Below are 16,336 nucleotides of genomic sequence, written 5' to 3'. Positions count from 1 at the left end.
GGCAAATTCAGCTTTGCAATTACTAGAGCAAGATTGGTGCCACTTTTATACCTTCTGCGTCGCCGCGAGCCGCACTCCTGCATGCGCGCGGCAGTTAAGGTTGTGGGAGGCGCGACCCGCGGCGACAGCAAGCCTGAGCACCGCAAACACAGTCCCGGTCACACTTTCGCTATCGCGCTTCGCTCGGCCCGAGTTTGTCTGATTAGATATTCGCTTTAACCCGTCCAGATTCGATGAAACCAACACCTCATTCACGCGACCTACGCAACGGTCGACAATCCCAACCCGGCCACTTCTACCTGATAACCGCTACCACACGGAACCGTTTTCCACACTTTGCTGACATGCAAGCGGCAAGAGCACTGGTTGGCATCCTACGTGAAACATCCATCCGGAATCAGGCGCAGACGTGGGCGTACGTCGTTATGCCAGACCACTTCCATTGGCTTATGAAACTCGGTAACGAAAGCTTGTCCGTAACGGTCGGCCGAGTGAAGCGGTTGGCATCAGCGAAAGCTGGTAAGCCCCTCTGGCAAGACGGATTTCATGACCGCGCAGTGCGGGCCGAAGAAGACTTGAAGGCTATGGCGCGGTACGTCATCGCCAACCCGGTACGCGCTGGTCTGGTCGAGTCTGTCGGGGATTACCCCCACTGGGATGCTGCTTGGCTTTGAGCATTGCCGCTGATCGCCGCGAGTCGCGCCTCCCACAAAACCCGGGCCACACTCCGCACCAATCTGTCGTGGGAGGCGCGACCCGCGGCGAAGCACTGTGGGCGATGTGCCGTTCAGGCTCCTCCAGCCACGTCGAAGCCCGCATCGCGCATCTGCGCCAGCTTGTACCGCAGTGTGCGGGGGCTGATGCCCAACCGTTCCGCGGCTTCCTTGCGGCGGCCACCTTCAGCGCGCAGCACATCCATGATCAGCTGGAATTCGCGCTCCTTGACGCCTTCGCCCAGACTCGGCGATGGCGCATTCACGGGCCCATCGAACGCCGGAGCCGTCTGCGACTGAAACTCTGTCGGAAAAATGGCAGCGCCCGGCGCGGTATCCAGGCAGAGATCCTGAGGTCTGATCACCCCTCCCTGCTGCAGGATCAGCGCACGCTGTACGGCATTGTCCAGCTCGCGAACGTTTCCAGGCCAAGTGTGAGTCGTCATGGCCTGCGCTGCTTCGGATGAAAATCGCGGCCTGGGCTGGTTCATCTTGCGGCTGTGCTTGTCGAGCAGGCGTTCGGCGATCGGCAAGATATCGCCGGGGCGCGTGCGCAGCGCTTGCCATTGCAGCGGAAAGACGCCCAGGCGGTAGTAAAGATCTTCGCGAAATCGACCGGCAGCGACCTCGGCCAACAAATCGCGGTTGGTGGTGGCGACGACGCGTATATCCAGCTGTATGAGCTTGCGCCCACCTACCCGCTCGACTTCGCGCTCCTGCAGGACACGCAATAGCTTGGCCTGCAGCCCTAGGGGCATTTCGGATATCTCGTCGAGCAGGATAGTGCCGCCGTTGGCCTGTTCGAACTTGCCAGGCTGCGCAGCGACGGCACCAGTGAAGGCGCCCTTTTCGTGTCCAAACAACGTGGCCTCGAGCATGTTGTCCGGAATGGCCGCGCAGTTGATCGCGATGAACGGTTGCGCCGCACGCGGCGATTGCTGGTGGATATACCGCGCCAGCACCTCCTTGCCGGTACCCGACTCGCCCGAAATCAGCACCGTCGAATCGCTGGCGGCAACGCGTGCGGCAAGCTGCAGCAGCTGCTGACTGGCAGGCTCTACAGCCACCGGCCCTTCTGCTGCTGCCGAGACGGGCAAACGGCCCTGGCTGTGCTGCGCAACAAGATCCAACAGGGCCCGGGGTTCGAACGGCTTGACCAGGTAATCCACCGCCCCGTCGCGCATCGCCACCACCGCCTGCTGCACGGTTCCGTACGCTGTCATCAGGAGCACCGGCACCTGCGGATGGTGTTCGCGCACCTGACGCAGCAGCATATGCCCGTCCATGCCCGGCATGTTGACGTCACTCACCACAAGCGAAACCGCTTCGCGCTTGAGCAACCGCAACGCGGTTTCCGCATCAGGCGCTTCGATGTGCTCATAACCGCCCAGGGTCAGAGTATCGGACAGCGCTTCGCGCAGGTTGCGGTCATCTTCTACGAGGAGAATGCGGGGTCTGGCAGTCATGCGTGCTGTTCCTGCACCGGTAGCAGCAGTTCTGCACACGTGCCCCACCCGGCCTTGCTGCGAATATGGAACGCCCCACCGTGGGCGCGGGCCACGGCCTTGACCACCGACACGCCAAGACCGGTACCCTGTGCGCGGGTGGTATGGAACGGCTCGCCAATGCGGTTGAGTTCGGCCGGCGACATTCCGCGCCCACCGTCGACCACACTGATGGCGAGCTGCCCTGCAATCAACCGCAGGCAGACCTTCAGGCGCGCCGCATCGCTGCCAGCCTGGATGGCGTTGTCGATCAGGTTGGTCACTGCGCCGGTAAGCGTTTCCGTGTTGCAGCGCAGGATCAGACCGGGCGGGCAGCGGTTCTGCCACAAGCAGACCGCGCCGGCCTGCTCGATTGCAGGCTCGGCATATTGCCTGAGCAGCGCGAACCAGTCCTGCACACTAATGCGGTCATTGAGCGGCAGGTCGCCCTTGGCAAACAGCAGCATGTCGCGGACCTGATGCTCGATACTCTCCAGCCGGCCCTTGAGCCGCGCACTGAAGCGTGTCCGGTGCTCCTCTGCCAGCGCCGGATCGTTCAGGTGGCTGGCGTAGAGCATCGCAGTAGAAAGCGGCGTGCGGATCTGATGTGCAAGGGATGCGACCATCCGACCAAGCGCGGAAAGACGTTCATGCCGCGCCAGCTGCGTCTGTAGCGCCCGAGTTTCGGTCAGATCAGTCAGGAGAATCAGTTGACCGGGCTCGCCCACCAGCGAGCGCGTCGCCATCGACACCCGGCGGCCGCTGCGAAGTGAAATCTCGTGGTAATCATCCTCGCGCGGGGCAAAGCGATCACGGATCAGGTCACGCCAGAGCATGCCTTCCAGCGGTTCGCCCAGCAGATCACGCGCAGCGGGGTTGGCCTCGCGTACCACGCCTCGCCCATCGAGCACCACTACGCCACCCGGTAGCAAATCGAGCAGGTTCTGCAATCGACCAGCCAGGCGGGCCTTCTCGGCCAGCTCACGCGTGCGCTGCTCACTCACAGCAGCCAGCTGGGACTTAAGTGTGGAGACCTGCTGTTCAAGCAGCGCATATGAAGCAGACAGCTGCCCAGAGACCTTGCTGAACTGGGCATAGGCCTGCTCCAGGCGCGCACGCTCCTGTTCATCGACGGCTTCTCTGGCCTGCGCGAGTTCACTGGTTGCCTGCGGCAGGATATGAGCGGTGCCCGACATGAAAAATCCCCTGAAAAAACCTCTTCAGGGGATTCTTAGCAAGCGCTATGCCACGACAGGAGGATCTATATATTTCAATTACTTAGACAGATCCTGGCTTCCCAAAAGCGCATCTGCGTCATTCTTCTGACATTTCCACGCCGCGATTGATACCGTACTTGCGCATCTTCTCCACCAGAGTGGTCCGGCGAATGCGCAATCGTTCCGCGGCACGCGCCACCACGCCGGCCGACTCGTCCAGCGCCTGCTGGATCAGCGTCTGCTCCAGGCCTCCGAGGTATTCCTTCAAATCCAGCCCCTCGGGCGGCAGGAACGCAGGGCTGTTCAGCCCGACCAGACCGTTAAAGGCCTCACCACGCTCGTCATCGTCCTCGCGTTGAGAGCGCAGGTCCTCGTGGTCATCCTCGACATAGCGAAACTTGCGCGGCAGCTCGTTTACGCCGATCACGCCATGCGGATGCATGATCGCCATGCGCTCCACCAGGTTGGCCAGCTCACGTACGTTCCCCGGCCAGTCATGCTGACACAGCGACATGATTGCTGACGTACTGAAGCGAATGGAACCGCGCTTCTCCATCTCCAGCCGGGTAATCAGCTCGTTGAGCAGGATCGGAAGGTCTTCGATTCGCTCACGCAAGGCCGGCATTTCGATGGGGAACACATTGAGCCGATAGAACAGATCCTCGCGGAAGCCGCCGTTCTCGATCATGTCTTCAAGGTTCTTGTGCGTCGCAGCGATCACGCGTACATCCGCCGTCTGCACCTTGTTGCTGCCGACGCGCTCGAACGTACGCTCCTGAAGAACGCGCAGCAGCTTGACCTGCATCGGCAGCGGCATATCGCCGATCTCGTCGAGGAACAGCGTGCCACCCTGGGCGAGTTCGAAGCGACCCGCACGGGTAGTAATGGCTCCCGTGAAGGCACCCTTCTCGTGGCCGAACAGCTCACTTTCAAGCAGCTCGGCAGGAATCGCGCCGCAATTGACCGGAACGAAAGGGGCGTCCTTGCGGCGCGAATGGTAGTGCAGATTGCGGGCGACCACTTCCTTGCCCGTGCCCGACTCGCCAAGGATCAACACGGTGGCTTCGGTATCGGCTACCTGTTGCATCATCATGCGAACCGACTGCACGCTGCGACTGGTACCCACAAGGCTGCGAAAGAGGTTCGGCTCGCGCTGACTGCCGCGACGGGTGCGCTCGCTGTAGATCTCGCGGTATACCTGCGCCCGATGCAGCGCATCAATCAACTGGTTGTAGCTCAGCGGCGGCGGAAGGATGGCAAGCAGGCGCTGGCGAACATGATCCGGCCAGCCCGATGGGTCACCCGCATCGCAGGAAATCGCCGGCAGTGCGTCGTCCCACTTGTCGAGCTGGGTAAGCAATCCCGGCAGTCCATTGGTGTGATCACAGCGACCCAGTAGCACACATTTGATGGCTTCCGAACCCTCGACTTGCGCTTCGACAGCAGCAGTCCAGGAATCGGAGGTAGTGATGATGGTTTCTTCGCCGAGGAAATCCAGAATGACCTGGATGTTGCGCCGATTTTCCGGGCAATCTTCGATTAACAAGATGTGAGAGTTTGGCAGCATAAGCAGTGCGGCGTCCTGTTGACAGACGGGCAGGTCGAACGCGTGATAGCGCAACGCCATTGCCTTTTAATATTTTGTCAAAGGTAGCCAGATTCAGAGCGGGAGTCAAATAGTTGGCGCATGATTTACTGCCATCCATCCGAAACCGGATCAACTGAACATCTGGTAGACCTTGGCGCTTTCCTTGCTGCGCTGGATTCCGTGCAGTTCTTCAGCGAGCTTCCCCTGCACTGCCTGGCACAAGCCGATGACTTCGCGGTACGTTTCCGACAGCGATGTCAGCGCATTGGCCAGCGCCTGCTCGTCTCGCTCGGGCTGTTGCATCGCCCGCCCGACCAGCTCGCGGCACAACACATCGAGCTCGCTCACCTGCTCCCAGTCGCCAGCCTGAACAGCGGCGATCAGTGCGTGATGGGTCTGCTCCAATTGCTCGACAGCGTGTGCCATGTCGTTCTCCTCAGGCCGGGATGCTATCCCAGCCCTCCTTGATTTCACGCAACAGCCCGGCCACTTCGTCAATGATCGCCGGATCATTCTTCAGATTCGCCTGGCTCAGCCGTTGAATCATGTAAGCGTAGAGATTATCCAGGTTGGCCGACAGTTCGCCACCTTTCTGAAGATCGAGCCCATCGCGAAGGCCGCCGATGATGCCAATCGCCTTGCCCATCAGCTCACCCTTCAACGCCAGATTACCGTGATGCATCGCACCCTTGGCCTGCGCCAGGCGCTGCAAACCACCTTCGAACAGCATCTGGATAAGACGATGCGGGTTGGCTTCGCTGACCTGAGCATGAACGTTGACAGTCTGGTATTGCTTCATCGCGTAGGCATTCATGGCGCTGTGTCCCTGGGTGTGTTGCACATACCCCTTATATCGGCCGGCGCAGTAAAACTTGAGGGAAATTAAACGTTAATCGGAATGAACGGGGCCATCACTCGCCGAGCCCCACGTCCCTGTGGGAGCGCCGTCCCCGGCGCGATAGCGGGCTCTAGGTTCGTTGAATGTTCGAAGGGTACGAAAAAACCATCGCGGCGGGGATGCCGCTCCCACACCTACCTGCGCTTGCGTGATCTCGCTTACTTCGGCTCGATCGCGTCCCACGCTTCCTTGATCTCTTCCAACAGACCCTGCACTTCCTCCAGCGAACGCGGCGTATCGTCCAGCGCCACGCCAGCGAGCTTGCGCAGCATGTAGTCGTACAGCGCATCCAGGTTCTGAGAAATCTCGCCACCGAGCTCCATATCCAGCGAGCCCTGCAGCGCGCCGATGATGCTGATGGTGCTACCTACCGCTGCACCACGGCGCTCGGGGTTGCCCGTAGCCTGCGCGTGGCGAGCAAGCTTCAAGCGTTCGATCGCGCCGTTAAGCAGCAGCTGCACGGCGCGGTACTGGGAGACTTCCTGACTGATATTGACTTGCTTGTAGGTATCGATGGGGCTGGTCACTTATTTGTCCTTTTTGACGACGCCGGGAAGACTGTTAAGCACGCCGGCGAGGTAATCACTGGTGCCAGACATCTGGCCGATCAGCGTATCCATCTTGTTGAACTGCGCAAGCAGTCGGGTTTCGAGCTTGCCGATGCGACGATTCAGGACTTCGCGCTGATCGTCGACGCTATCGAGGGTGCTTTGCAGCCCCTTGGTCCGGCTTTCTATAATGCCGTCGGACTGAGTATACGGTTTGATGGTGTTTTCCAGCTTCGCCATCAAGCCAGCGTCGCCGGTAAGAAAGCTGCTCACCTGGTCAAAGTTGTCAGCAAGCACCTTGTCCAGCTTGGCATCATCGACCTTGAGTGTTCCGTCGCGTTGCGTGCTGATGCCGAGGTCTGACAGGATTTTTAGCTCACCTCCACCAGCGGGGTTGCCCATATCGCTACGCATGCCCGACATGAACGTACGCACCGATGCATCGCCGACCAGCCCCCCGGCCAGGGGCTGGCTGCTATCGCCGCCGACCGGCGTCACCTTTGTGAGTGAACCTATGGTGCTCATCAACTTGTTGTAGCCATCGACGAACTTCTTCAACGACGACTTCACACCAGCGCGGTCTTCACCAACCGTCAGGCTAATGGTACTGACGTTGGTGACGTCTTCCTTCGACTGCGCTGCCTTGAGGGTGATGGTGACACCATCAATGGCTTCGGACACCGAATTGGTCTTGCTGGCGAGGTTGATCCCATCGATAGCCAGGTTCGCGTCGCGGGCGAAACTGATCACCTTGGGCGCGCGCGGGTCGGTTACCGTAGGCGGAACGAAGTCGTCTCCCGGAGCAGGCGGGGTGAAGCTCAAATCGGCAAGCGTTGGGGTGCCCGTTGTGGTAGCTGTTGACGTTCCGGTGACGGAAATGTCGTTACCGGTTCCCGATTTGGTCGAACTGAGCACGAGCCGCGCCCCGCCGACACCGCTCGGATCGCTCACGATCGTTGCGCTCAGGCCCTTTTCCTTGCCTGCTGCGTTGATCGCATCACGAATGCCGGTCAGGTTGCTGGCTTCTTCGGTGATATCCAGCGCTATCGTTTCATCGCCGACCTTGATTTCAAGCTGCCCGGCACCCAGCTTGGCAGCAGGGTCATCCAGGCCCTTCAGGGCGATTTTGCTGGTCTGGGCCAGGTTGAATACCTGGACGTTGTAGCTACCCGCCACCGCCTTGGTATCGGCACTGACGGTAAAGATGTCGGCTTTGCCAGAGCTAGCCGTGCGCTTCTCGAACAACGAGGCGCTGTTCAGATCCTTGACGGTGGTCTGAAATTCGGAGAGGGCGCTGCGGAATTGCCCGAGCGCAGAGAATTTGGCCGTGGTCGCCTTTTCCAGGCGATTGAGCTGAGCAGTTTTCGGTGCTGCTTCGGCGTTGACCAGGGCGGCCACCATGCCCTTGATGTCGAGTCCCGAACCGATACCTGTAATAGCCATGTGTGTATCCTTCCGACCAAAAGTTGACGGATTACAAATCCGCGCAGCGCTTCCCGGTCATCAGGCAAGTTACGTGCCAGCTAAACCGGCGAAGAAGCTCAGGCTTCAGCTTTGAATAAAACGCTTCGAATCAATGACAAATTTTCGGCAAGGCGCAGTGCCTCCTCCGAGGGTATCTGCCTGATCACATCGCCACTGGACCGCTCGGTGACGTTGATCACCACGCGACCGCTGGAATCGTCGATATTGAAGTCGATGTTGCGACTGGCTGACTGCACAAAGTCCTGGATATCGGTAATCGCGCTATCCAGTGCGTTGCGATCCACCTCCGGGGATTGCCCGACCGCGTTTTGCGAGTCGGTAGATACCGGCGCAATCGCCGACTTGAGCTGTGCAACATCTGCCTGTCTGGCTGCCGGGCGATTGCTGAGGCCCGCCTCGACCGGCTCAGCGCTAAGGCTGCTACGGTTGAGTTGCAACGGTTTGAGTGTGCCCATATCCATGGTACTAACCTCGCATAGGAAAAAGCGGAGAGAAGGTCACCCTTCTCCCCGCATCATTACCGCCCCGCTACCTTAGCCCAGGAGGCTGAGGACAGCCTGCGGCAGCTGGTTCGCCTGGGACAGCATCGCAGTACCCGCCTGCTGCATGATCTGGTTTTTGGTCAGATTGGCAGATTCGGCAGCGTAGTCAGTGTCCTTGATTCGGCTGTTCGCCGCAGACACGTTTTCCGAAATGCTCTGCAAGTTGCTGATGGTAGACTCGAAGCGGTTCTGCACGGCACCAAGGCTTGCACGCTGGGAGTCGATGTTTGCGATAGCCTTGTCAATTACTGAAATTGCATTGTTGGAGCCGTCAACCGTCGAGATATCGACCTTAGCAACCGATGCCAAGCTGGAAACGTTTGAAGCTGCTGCGAAGATGCTTGCTGTGCCAGCTTCCGCCACGGTGAAACTCTTGTCCGATTCGAGCTTCAGCTTGCCGCCGACCACGATACTGTCAGTTGCAGTTGCGCCGTCAGTCTTCGTGACGTTCGCCCCACCGACTACCATGGCGGTTCCAGCAGCAGCTGCTCCGCTATTGTCAGCGTTCGAAATCTGAATATCGTAACCTTCTGAGTTTTTAAGCGTGATAGAGGCTTTATCGTCGCTCAACTTGGCAGAAACCCCAGTTTCGGCTGCGCGCTGGTTGATCGCCTCGGCCAAGTTAGAAAGGTCAGATGCAGTTACGCCTGCCGATATCGTAGCCGCGGTGGCGCCGCTATCACCCGACTTTAGGCTGAAAGAAATCGTGCCTGCTGTGCCGGTAGTCAGAGTCGTTTCGGTTGTGGCGGAGGCGGTGACGCCCGTCGTACCTGACTTGTCGTTGATAGCCTTAGCGATTGAGTTCGCTTGCTGGTTGGCTGCCACATCAATCGAAGCCGTGCCAGTCGGACCATTGATCGTCAGATCGTTTGTGGCTGCAACACCGTTACCGCCAGTAGTGTCTGCTGCTGCAGCCAAAGTGGCAGTGCCGATACGGGCGTTAGAGTTGGATTGGTACGCACCCAAGGAGCGAGCCGAGGTATTACCCAGCCCGACCGAAATAGTTTCGTTGGCATTGGAGCCTACTTGAAACTGACTTGTGCCGAAGGACCCATCCAACAACTTCCGGCCACCGAAAGTGGTGGTTTCAGAAATGCGATTTAGTTCCGATTGAAGTGCAGTGACTTCCTTCTGCAACGCTTTGCGGTCATCCGCTCCGTTTGAGCCGTTAGCAGATTGAAGAGCCAAGTCGCGCATGCGCTGAAGGATATTGGTCGATTCCTGCATCGCGCCTTCAGCGGTCTGAGCGATAGAGATACCGTCGTTGGCGTTCTTGACCGCAACACCAAGGCCACTAACCTGACTGGTCAAACGGTTGGAGATCTGCAGGCCAGCTGCGTCGTCTTTGGCGCTATTGATCTTGGAGCCGGAAGATAAACGCTGAAGCGAAGTTTCCAGGTTGCTGGAAGAAGCTCCCAGGTTACGCTGGGCGTTGATTGACGCTACGTTGGTGTTAACTGTAAGGGCCATGGTATTGCCTCCGAAGGACCTGAAATAATGTTTGCCTGAGCTTGCGACTCGCGGGCCGGCTTTGCCCAGGCACCCATTGAGTTCGCATTCGATTACTGTATCGGCGTGCCTTTCAGGACCTTTAGGAACTTTCGTAAAAAAGTTTCCCTGCTTCGCTTGACAACCCAATCAGGTGTCAAACAGGCCCTAGCCCACACGGTTGGCAACGGGTTGCGTTGCCCTTCCCTACCGATGTTTGGGTTATCGGCGCTAGGGCTGGGAACTTTAGGACGAGCACGTTCTATGCACGTCAAGCGTTGAAAAGCTTGGAGCGACGAGCGGTAGAACGGAGAGTCGCGGCCAGCTTGTGGGGGCGTCGCCCTCGGCGCGATGGGGTTGGCTGGTCAAGCCAGACCCGTCCGAGACGGACGGGTGCCCCGAGGTGAGCATCGCAGGAGCGCCGGCTGCCGCAGCACATTTGCCAGGCCGCTATCGCGCCGGGGACGGCGCTCCCACAAAGGATATGAGGCGGGATCAGGCTTCGGGATTTAGGGAATCAAACGCTTTCTTCTCATCCGCCGCAGCCTGCGCACGCATGGCGATCAACTGTTTGATCTTGCGATGCGGGAACACGTAGAACTGGTCCTCTTCCACGGCCTTGAGCGTCATCTCGGCGATGTCGGTTGCCTGGATCTTGCCTTTCTGTACCGCCTGCTTGGTCAGTTCGGCGCGCTTGAGGGCGGTTTCGCTGGGGGTGATGGTTTCGCCCTTGTCGGCGGGGCGGTTGCGGGCGGACTCGTGGATGGCGGTGGGGAAGAAGGCCGGGCACAGGCAGGTGACGCCAACGTTGGCATTGATGTCGCGCAGATCCAGCGCCAGAGTTTCCGACAGTGCTACCACCGAGTGCTTGGTGACGTTGTAAATTGCCATGTTCGGTCCGTTCAGCCAGCCCGCGGCCGAGGCCGTATTGACGATGTGGCCTTCGTTCTGCTCGATCAACATCGGGGTGAACACCTTGACGCCCCATACCACGCCGTACAGGTTAACGCCCATGACCCATTCCCAGTCGTGCGGGGTGTTTTCCCAGGCCGGGCCACCGACGCTCACGCCGGCGTTGTTGAAGATCACGTGGGCAGCGCCGAAGCGGCTCTTGGCGAGGTCGGCGAACGCCTGCATTTGCTCGAGCTTGGACACATCCAGGCGCATGGTGGCGGACTCGGTACCGGGGGACGCTTCTTCGACCAGGCGCAGGGTTTCCTGCATGCCCTTCTCGTCCACGTCGCCGAGTACCAGCTTCATGCCCCGCGCGGCGCAGCACAGCGCCAGCTCGCGCCCCAGCCCGCTACCGCCACCGGTGATTACCGCAACCTTGCCGTTCAATGCTTGCATCGATCTCTCCTCTGCGCTCCGGTGATTCGGAGCTCCCATGATCATAATTATGGTGAATAGAATGCCGAGGAACCGCCCGAGGTGCCAGCCCAATGCGTGGAGCTGATTGGCATGCAGTAACCCGACTTATGGTTCGCAGCAGATCTCGATGCTTTTCGCTACAGTGTGGCAAGGAACACAGGCGCTGGAGAGATCATGCGAAAGATTACGTTTGCAGTGTGTGCGTTGCTGATGGCCGGCTGCGCCCAGCAGCCCAGTGAGCCCGTGGCAGAAGGCAACGCGAGAATCGAATTCGATACCGCGCCCATGGACCAGCTGTCGGCGTATCGACTGGATGGGGAGCTGGTCGACGGCATCCGCTTCCCTGATCTCACCCCCGGTTCTCATGAATTGCAGGTGCGCTTTCGCTACGAGATGCCCGGCGGTGCCGGCGGCGGTGGGACCATGGGTGAGCCGCAGTACCGCACCTGCATCCTTGGCGTGGCCTATGACAACTTTGCAGCCGGCGAGACCTATGTATTCAGCGCTCAGCGGCTTGGCTGGCAGAGCGTCGGCTCACTGCGCGGCAGCTCCAGCGAGAAGCTGGCCAGCGCGCAGACTATTCGCTGTTCGCCGGGCTTCTGATCCAGCCTTTGTCGCGCCAGTCGCCGATCCAGGCGAGATCCGAAGCAGTTGACCCTGCCGGACGGTATTCTGCTGCCAGCCAGCCGTTGTAGTTCACCGCCGCCAACGCGCTAAACGCTTCGGCAAAATCCAAACCGCCGCTGCCCGGCGCGCCGCGCGCGGGTACATCAGCGAACTGAATGTGGCCGATCGACCCCGACAGCTCAGCGATGGCTTCTCTTATGGGAACACCCATTTTTGCCATGTGATAGAGATCAAGCTGCGCAGAGAGATTGGGGTGGCCAACCCGACTGATCACCTTCATCTGCTCCGCTGGCGTGGCAATCAGAAAGCCCGGCATGTCGAGCCGGTTGATCGCCTCGAAGGTAACGTCGATGCCCAGGGACTCGAAGGCCGGGCAGGCATGCTGGAGATTGGCGACCAGCGCATCAAGCGCAGCCTCAGGCTCGACACCTTCGATCAGCCGGCCCGGCAATATATTGACGCGCTGAGGCCGGGCACGCTCGGCGTAGCGCAAAGCTTGATCCAATGCCTGGCGAAACGCTTCGACTCGATCCGGAACGCCGGCGAGACCGGGCCCACCAGACATCAAGTCGCCTGCCGGCAGATTGATCAGTGCGAGGGGCATGGCGCTGCTGGCCAACTGCTTCGCCAGATCCGCGGCAGCCAGTTCGTAGGGAAACTGGATTTCGACTCCGTCGAATCCCGCCGATGCCGCCGCAGCAATGCGGTCGGGCAGAGAGTGTTCGGTGAACAGCAGGGACACATTGGCAGCCAGTGGCCAGGACATCTTCACCTCCTCAAATGAGCTGGAGGCAGATTAGCAAAAGCTCACCCATCTATCTGGGCTTTAAGGATGCTATCGCGGCGAGTCGCCGCTCCCACAATGACTAGGGCGATATCCGATAGGACCCATGGGAGGCGCGACCCGCGGCGACCGGCGCTCCGCCGGCTTTGCGGCGGGGGCACCGCTCCTACTCGCTACAGTTCCCATCTTCGGTGCGCCTTGCCTGACGCGCGGTTTTCAGTACACTTGCGCCACGCCCCGGCCGGCTTCGACACCCGGTTGGGAGTCTTCCGCTATTGAACCGGAGAAATGACATGTCGAAGCTGAAACGTCCGCTGGCCGTGCTGGCCGGCTTGTGCCTGTCTGTTGCCGCTGTTTTCCCTGCTGCTCACGCTGCCGACGAGTCGGTGTTGCGGGTGTCGGCGATTCCCGATGAAGCCCCTACCGAACTGCAGCGCAAGTTCGAGCCCCTGGGCAAATATCTTGAGAAAGAACTGGATATGGAAGTGCGCTTCCAGCCGGTATCGGATTACGCCGGGGTGGTCGAGGCACTCGACGCGGGTCGGCTGGATCTGGCCTGGCTCGGCGGTTTCACCTTCGTTCAGGCACGGTTGCGCACCGGTGATGCGGTTCCCCTGGTGCAGCGCGAGCAGGACGCAGCCTTCACCAGCACCTTCATCGCCTCTGACGCGTCGGTGGACGAGCACTCGGATCTGAAAGGCAAGAGCTTCGCCTTCGGCTCGGTATCGTCCACCTCCGGGCACCTGATGCCGCGCTACTTTCTGCAACAGGCCGACATTGATGTCGACGCGTTCTTCGGCCGCGTCGCGTTCTCCAATGCGCATGACGCGACAGTCGCCTGGGTTGCGTCCGGCCGCGTGGACGGCGGCGTGCTGAACTCCTCGGTGTGGAACAAACTGGTCGAGGAAGGCAAGGTCGACACCAGCAAGGTGCACGCCTACGCAACCACCCCCACCTATTACGACTACAACTGGACCGTACGCGGCGACCTGCAACCGGAACTGGCCGAGCGCATCAAGGCAGCCTTCCTCAAACTTGACCCGGCCAACCCGGAGCATAAGGAAATCCTCGATCTGCAGCGGGCCAGCCGGTTCATCGAGACCAGCCCGGAGAACTACGAGGGCATCGAGCAGGCCGCCAGGGCTGCTGGTCTGCTGCAGTGAGCATTCGCCTCGCCGGGGTGGGCGCTGCCCACCCCGGCGCCGGCCAGGTCCTGAAAGGTCTCGAACTGGGTATCGAGACCGGCGAGCGTGTGGCCGTGATCGGGCCGTCCGGCGCGGGCAAGACCAGCCTGCTCCGGCTGCTGGGTATGAGCCTGGTGCCTGCTTCCGGGAGCCTGCAAATATTGGGAAGCAATCCGGCAGAACTGTCCGCACGCGCTACCCGGCGCCTGCGCTCACGTATCGGCCTGATTCACCAGAGCCCTCCTCTGCCTGCGCGCCAGCGGGTGATCACGGCCGTATCCGCCGGCAGGCTCGGGCAGTGGTCTACGTTGCGCGCGCTGGCCTCGCTGTGCTATCCGCTGGATATCTCCGGCGTCCGCTCGATATTGAGCAGGCTTGACCTGGAGGACAAGTTGTTCGAACGTTGCGATCAGCTCTCTGGCGGCCAGCTTCAGCGCGTCGGCATTGCCCGCGTGCTGTATCAACAGGCGGAGCTGATTCTGGCCGACGAGCCCGTGTCGGCGATGGATCCACTGCTTGCCGACCATACGCTCGCCTTGCTCAATCGGCTGGCAGAGGAAGACGGGACCACGCTTGTGGCCAGCCTGCACGCCGTGGATCTGGCGCTGCGGCATTTCCCCCGGGTCATCGGGCTGCGCGATGGCGAGGTCCTGTTCGACCGCCCGGCATCCCAGGTCTCTGATGCAGACCTGCAGGCGCTGTATGCCAACGCCAGCCTTACCGCAGAGCCGCTGCCAAAAGCCGGGGTCGCGCCAGCCGTTCAGCCACCCAAGTTACCTATCAGGCCAATTGCGCCGCGATGTCTGTAACCAGTGTGCCATTTGCGGCCCGGCGCGACCCCGCAGCCCTGCCCCGACTGCTGCTGACCGCCCTGGCCGTCCTGCTGCTCTGGCCAGGACTGGTGATTACCGAGTTCGATCCCGCGACGCTCGTGGATGAGCGCAACCTGGCCACCCTCGGCGGCTTCCTTTCAGGCTTCTGGCCGCCAGAGCTCTCGAGCGAATTCATGCACCTGCTGTGGGTGGCGACGTTACAGACGCTGGCCATGGCTACCGCCGGATTGGCGCTGGCACTCGTTGCCGCTGTGCCGTTGAGCCTCGTCGCGACGCGGACGCTGTCCGTGTCGCGCATCACCTTCGGACGCCCCGCCTGGCTGGGCAGGGGTTTGCGCTACCCCGCCCGACTGTTGATGATTATTCTACGCAGCGTACCGGAGCTGGTGTGGGCGCTGCTGTTCGTTCGAGCGGTTGGGCTGGGGCCGACAGCCGGCGTGCTGGCCATTGCGATCACCTATAGCGGCATGCTCGGCAAGGTCTACGCGGAGATCTACGAATCGATCGACCAGCGTCCGGCCCAGGCGCTGCTGCAAGCCGGCAGCTCCAGGCTCGCGGCGTTCTTCTACGGCGTCCTGCCCGGCGCTGCGCAGGAGCTGACGTCCTATACGCTATATCGCTGGGAATGCGCGATCCGTGCATCCGTGGTCATGGGCTTCGTTGGCGCCGGCGGGCTGGGGCAGATGATTGATCTGTCGATCCGCATGTTTGCCGGTGGCGAGGTGGCAACCATATTGGCGACCTTCCTGATCCTTGTGCTGTTTGCGGACCAGCTCAGCTCGCTGCTGCGCAGGAGACTGGCGTGATCCGTCGCCTGGAGGGCCTGCTCTGGCTGGGGCTTATCGTAGCTGCCCTGCTCGCCTCGTTCAGCTATCTCGAGCTGGATCTCGCCGCGCTGTTCAGTGCGCAAAGCGCCGGCCAGATGGCGTCCTACGCGGCCGGCTTCTTTCCGCCGGATACGTCTCCCGCCTGGCTCGGCCAACTGGGTCAGGGCGCGCTGGAAACGCTGGGAATATCCGCGATCGGCACCCTGCTTGCGGCTTTTTCTGGCGCGATGCTCAGCCTGCTCGCCGCTGGCCGTCTCGGACGGATCGCCAAAGCATCCGCACGACTACTGCTCAATGCGCTGCGTTCAGTCCCCGAACTGGTGTGGGCTGCGCTGATGGTTTTAGCAGCAGGCCTGGGACCTTTCGCCGGCACCCTGGCGATTGCTCTGCATACCACCGGCGTCCTCGGCCGGCTGTTCGCCGAAGCGCTGGAGAATGCCCCGCAGGCGCCCGCCTCTGCCCTGCGCGAAGCGGGGGCAGGGCCGGTCGCGTGCTTCTTCTATGGCACGCTTCCCAACGTGATTCCCCAATGGCTGGCCTACAGCCTGTATCGATGGGAGAACAACATTCGCATGGCGGCGGTATTGGGCTTCGTGGGAGCGGGGGGCTTGGGGCAGATGCTGTATGTGACGCTGAGCCTGTTCCAGCAGCCCCGTGCGATGAGCGTCATTCTCGCCATGCTGCTCATGGTGATCGTCGTCGATGCAGCCAGCAGCTGGCTGCGTAGCGCTCTGCGCTGATCGCGCC

General features: G+C 60.8%; 17 protein-coding genes. 6 read left to right on the top strand and 11 right to left on the bottom strand.

Annotation, left to right across the window (positions count from 1 at the left end):
- Positions 1-233: 233 nt before the first annotated feature.
- Positions 234-674, top strand: a complete 441-nt coding sequence (locus KEM63_RS04565) for an REP-associated tyrosine transposase (protein ID WP_223655017.1) — start codon at positions 234-236, stop codon at positions 672-674.
- A gap of 113 nt (positions 675-787) precedes the next feature.
- On the opposite strand, the gene KEM63_RS04560 is transcribed toward KEM63_RS04565, so the two are convergent.
- The 10 genes from KEM63_RS04560 to KEM63_RS04515 all read right to left on the bottom strand — a co-directional run bounded on the left by KEM63_RS04560 (position 788) and on the right by KEM63_RS04515 (position 11,313).
- Positions 788-2,179, bottom strand: coding sequence for a sigma-54-dependent transcriptional regulator (locus tag KEM63_RS04560; protein ID WP_223655016.1), 1,392 nt, complete (start codon positions 2,177-2,179; stop codon positions 788-790).
- Positions 2,176-3,393 (bottom strand): sensor histidine kinase, encoded by a 1,218-nt coding sequence (locus KEM63_RS04555; protein ID WP_223655015.1) that lies wholly within the window; start codon positions 3,391-3,393, stop codon positions 2,176-2,178. Before KEM63_RS04555 ends, KEM63_RS04560 begins: the two co-directional genes overlap by 4 nt.
- Before the next feature lie 118 nt (positions 3,394-3,511).
- Positions 3,512-4,981 carry a sigma-54 dependent transcriptional regulator gene (locus KEM63_RS04550; protein WP_223655014.1) on the bottom strand — a complete coding sequence of 490 codons (1,470 nt, stop codon included), beginning with the start codon at positions 4,979-4,981 and terminating at the stop codon, positions 3,512-3,514.
- Between the two features lie 150 nt (positions 4,982-5,131).
- Positions 5,132-5,428 (bottom strand): flagellar protein FliT, encoded by a 297-nt coding sequence (locus KEM63_RS04545; RefSeq protein ID WP_223655013.1) that lies wholly within the window; start codon positions 5,426-5,428, stop codon positions 5,132-5,134.
- 10 nt (positions 5,429-5,438) lie between these two features.
- The gene (gene fliS, locus KEM63_RS04540; protein ID WP_223655012.1) at positions 5,439-5,816 is read right to left on the bottom strand and encodes a flagellar export chaperone FliS; all 378 of its coding nucleotides are present in this window, start codon (positions 5,814-5,816) and stop codon (positions 5,439-5,441) included.
- A 242-nt stretch (positions 5,817-6,058) separates the two neighbouring features.
- Positions 6,059-6,427 (bottom strand): flagellar export chaperone FliS, encoded by a 369-nt coding sequence (gene fliS, locus KEM63_RS04535; RefSeq protein ID WP_223655011.1) that lies wholly within the window; start codon positions 6,425-6,427, stop codon positions 6,059-6,061.
- The gene (fliD, locus tag KEM63_RS04530) at positions 6,428-7,891 is read right to left on the bottom strand and encodes a flagellar filament capping protein FliD (RefSeq protein WP_223655010.1); all 1,464 of its coding nucleotides are present in this window, start codon (positions 7,889-7,891) and stop codon (positions 6,428-6,430) included.
- 98 nt (positions 7,892-7,989) lie between these two features.
- On the bottom strand, positions 7,990-8,394 hold the full coding sequence (locus KEM63_RS04525; protein WP_223655009.1) for a flagellar protein FlaG: 405 nt from the start codon (positions 8,392-8,394) through the stop codon (positions 7,990-7,992).
- A 72-nt stretch (positions 8,395-8,466) separates the two neighbouring features.
- Complete coding sequence (locus KEM63_RS04520) at positions 8,467-9,945, bottom strand: flagellin (protein ID WP_223655008.1); 1,479 nt, start codon at positions 9,943-9,945, stop codon at positions 8,467-8,469.
- 513 nt (positions 9,946-10,458) lie between these two features.
- Positions 10,459-11,313, bottom strand: a complete 855-nt coding sequence (locus KEM63_RS04515) for an SDR family NAD(P)-dependent oxidoreductase (protein ID WP_223655007.1) — start codon at positions 11,311-11,313, stop codon at positions 10,459-10,461.
- Between the two features lie 195 nt (positions 11,314-11,508).
- On the opposite strand from KEM63_RS04515, the gene KEM63_RS04510 reads away from it, so the two are divergent.
- The gene (locus KEM63_RS04510) at positions 11,509-11,937 is read left to right on the top strand and encodes a PA0061/PA0062 family lipoprotein (protein WP_223655006.1); all 429 of its coding nucleotides are present in this window, start codon (positions 11,509-11,511) and stop codon (positions 11,935-11,937) included.
- Here the strand turns inward: KEM63_RS04510 and KEM63_RS04505 are convergent.
- Complete coding sequence (locus tag KEM63_RS04505) at positions 11,912-12,727, bottom strand: hydroxypyruvate isomerase family protein (RefSeq protein ID WP_223655005.1); 816 nt, start codon at positions 12,725-12,727, stop codon at positions 11,912-11,914. The two genes, KEM63_RS04510 and KEM63_RS04505, sit on opposite strands and share 26 nt — an antisense overlap.
- Positions 12,728-13,038: 311 nt before the next feature.
- Here KEM63_RS04505 and KEM63_RS04500 point away from each other — a divergent pair, with 311 nt between their 5' ends.
- From KEM63_RS04500 to phnE, 4 genes are read left to right on the top strand one after another with little or no spacing between them, the layout of a single operon-like run.
- Positions 13,039-13,908: a putative selenate ABC transporter substrate-binding protein gene (locus KEM63_RS04500; protein ID WP_223655004.1), complete on the top strand. Its 870-nt coding sequence runs from the start codon at positions 13,039-13,041 to the stop codon at positions 13,906-13,908.
- Positions 13,905-14,738 (top strand): phosphonate ABC transporter ATP-binding protein, encoded by an 834-nt coding sequence (locus KEM63_RS04495; protein ID WP_223655003.1) that lies wholly within the window; start codon positions 13,905-13,907, stop codon positions 14,736-14,738. The genes KEM63_RS04500 and KEM63_RS04495 overlap by 4 nt, the downstream gene beginning before the upstream one ends.
- The gene (locus KEM63_RS04490) at positions 14,729-15,568 is read left to right on the top strand and encodes a PhnE/PtxC family ABC transporter permease (RefSeq protein WP_223655002.1); all 840 of its coding nucleotides are present in this window, start codon (positions 14,729-14,731) and stop codon (positions 15,566-15,568) included. Before KEM63_RS04495 ends, KEM63_RS04490 begins: the two co-directional genes overlap by 10 nt.
- A complete protein-coding gene (gene phnE, locus KEM63_RS04485; RefSeq protein ID WP_423747834.1) occupies positions 15,565-16,329 on the top strand; it encodes a phosphonate ABC transporter, permease protein PhnE in 765 nt (254 codons plus the stop codon). Before KEM63_RS04490 ends, phnE begins: the two co-directional genes overlap by 4 nt.
- Positions 16,330-16,336: the final 7 nt, after the last annotated feature.

Origin of the sequence: Halopseudomonas nanhaiensis (assembly GCF_020025155.1) — a bacterium.
GTDB lineage: Bacteria > Pseudomonadota > Gammaproteobacteria > Pseudomonadales > Pseudomonadaceae > Halopseudomonas > Halopseudomonas nanhaiensis.
Note: the sequence above shows the minus strand (reverse complement) of the source record. Positions and strands in the feature narration are given on the sequence as shown.

Coding starts and splice junctions, on each gene's coding strand:
- KEM63_RS04515 (WP_223655007.1), bottom strand. CDS start 11,313: ATGCAAGCATTGAACGGCAAGGTTGCGGTAATCACCGGTGGCGGTAGC.
- KEM63_RS04510 (WP_223655006.1), top strand. CDS start 11,509: ATGCGAAAGATTACGTTTGCAGTGTGTGCGTTGCTGATGGCCGGCTGC.
- KEM63_RS04500 (WP_223655004.1), top strand. CDS start 13,039: ATGTCGAAGCTGAAACGTCCGCTGGCCGTGCTGGCCGGCTTGTGCCTG.
- fliS (WP_223655012.1), bottom strand. CDS start 5,816: ATGAATGCCTACGCGATGAAGCAATACCAGACTGTCAACGTTCATGCT.
- KEM63_RS04505 (WP_223655005.1), bottom strand. CDS start 12,727: ATGTCCTGGCCACTGGCTGCCAATGTGTCCCTGCTGTTCACCGAACAC.
- KEM63_RS04555 (WP_223655015.1), bottom strand. CDS start 3,393: ATGTCGGGCACCGCTCATATCCTGCCGCAGGCAACCAGTGAACTCGCG.
- KEM63_RS04525 (WP_223655009.1), bottom strand. CDS start 8,394: ATGGATATGGGCACACTCAAACCGTTGCAACTCAACCGTAGCAGCCTT.
- fliD (WP_223655010.1), bottom strand. CDS start 7,891: ATGGCTATTACAGGTATCGGTTCGGGACTCGACATCAAGGGCATGGTG.
- KEM63_RS04520 (WP_223655008.1), bottom strand. CDS start 9,945: ATGGCCCTTACAGTTAACACCAACGTAGCGTCAATCAACGCCCAGCGT.
- KEM63_RS04565 (WP_223655017.1), top strand. CDS start 234: ATGAAACCAACACCTCATTCACGCGACCTACGCAACGGTCGACAATCC.
- KEM63_RS04560 (WP_223655016.1), bottom strand. CDS start 2,179: ATGACTGCCAGACCCCGCATTCTCCTCGTAGAAGATGACCGCAACCTG.
- KEM63_RS04490 (WP_223655002.1), top strand. CDS start 14,729: ATGTCTGTAACCAGTGTGCCATTTGCGGCCCGGCGCGACCCCGCAGCC.
- KEM63_RS04550 (WP_223655014.1), bottom strand. CDS start 4,981: ATGCTGCCAAACTCTCACATCTTGTTAATCGAAGATTGCCCGGAAAAT.
- KEM63_RS04545 (WP_223655013.1), bottom strand. CDS start 5,428: ATGGCACACGCTGTCGAGCAATTGGAGCAGACCCATCACGCACTGATC.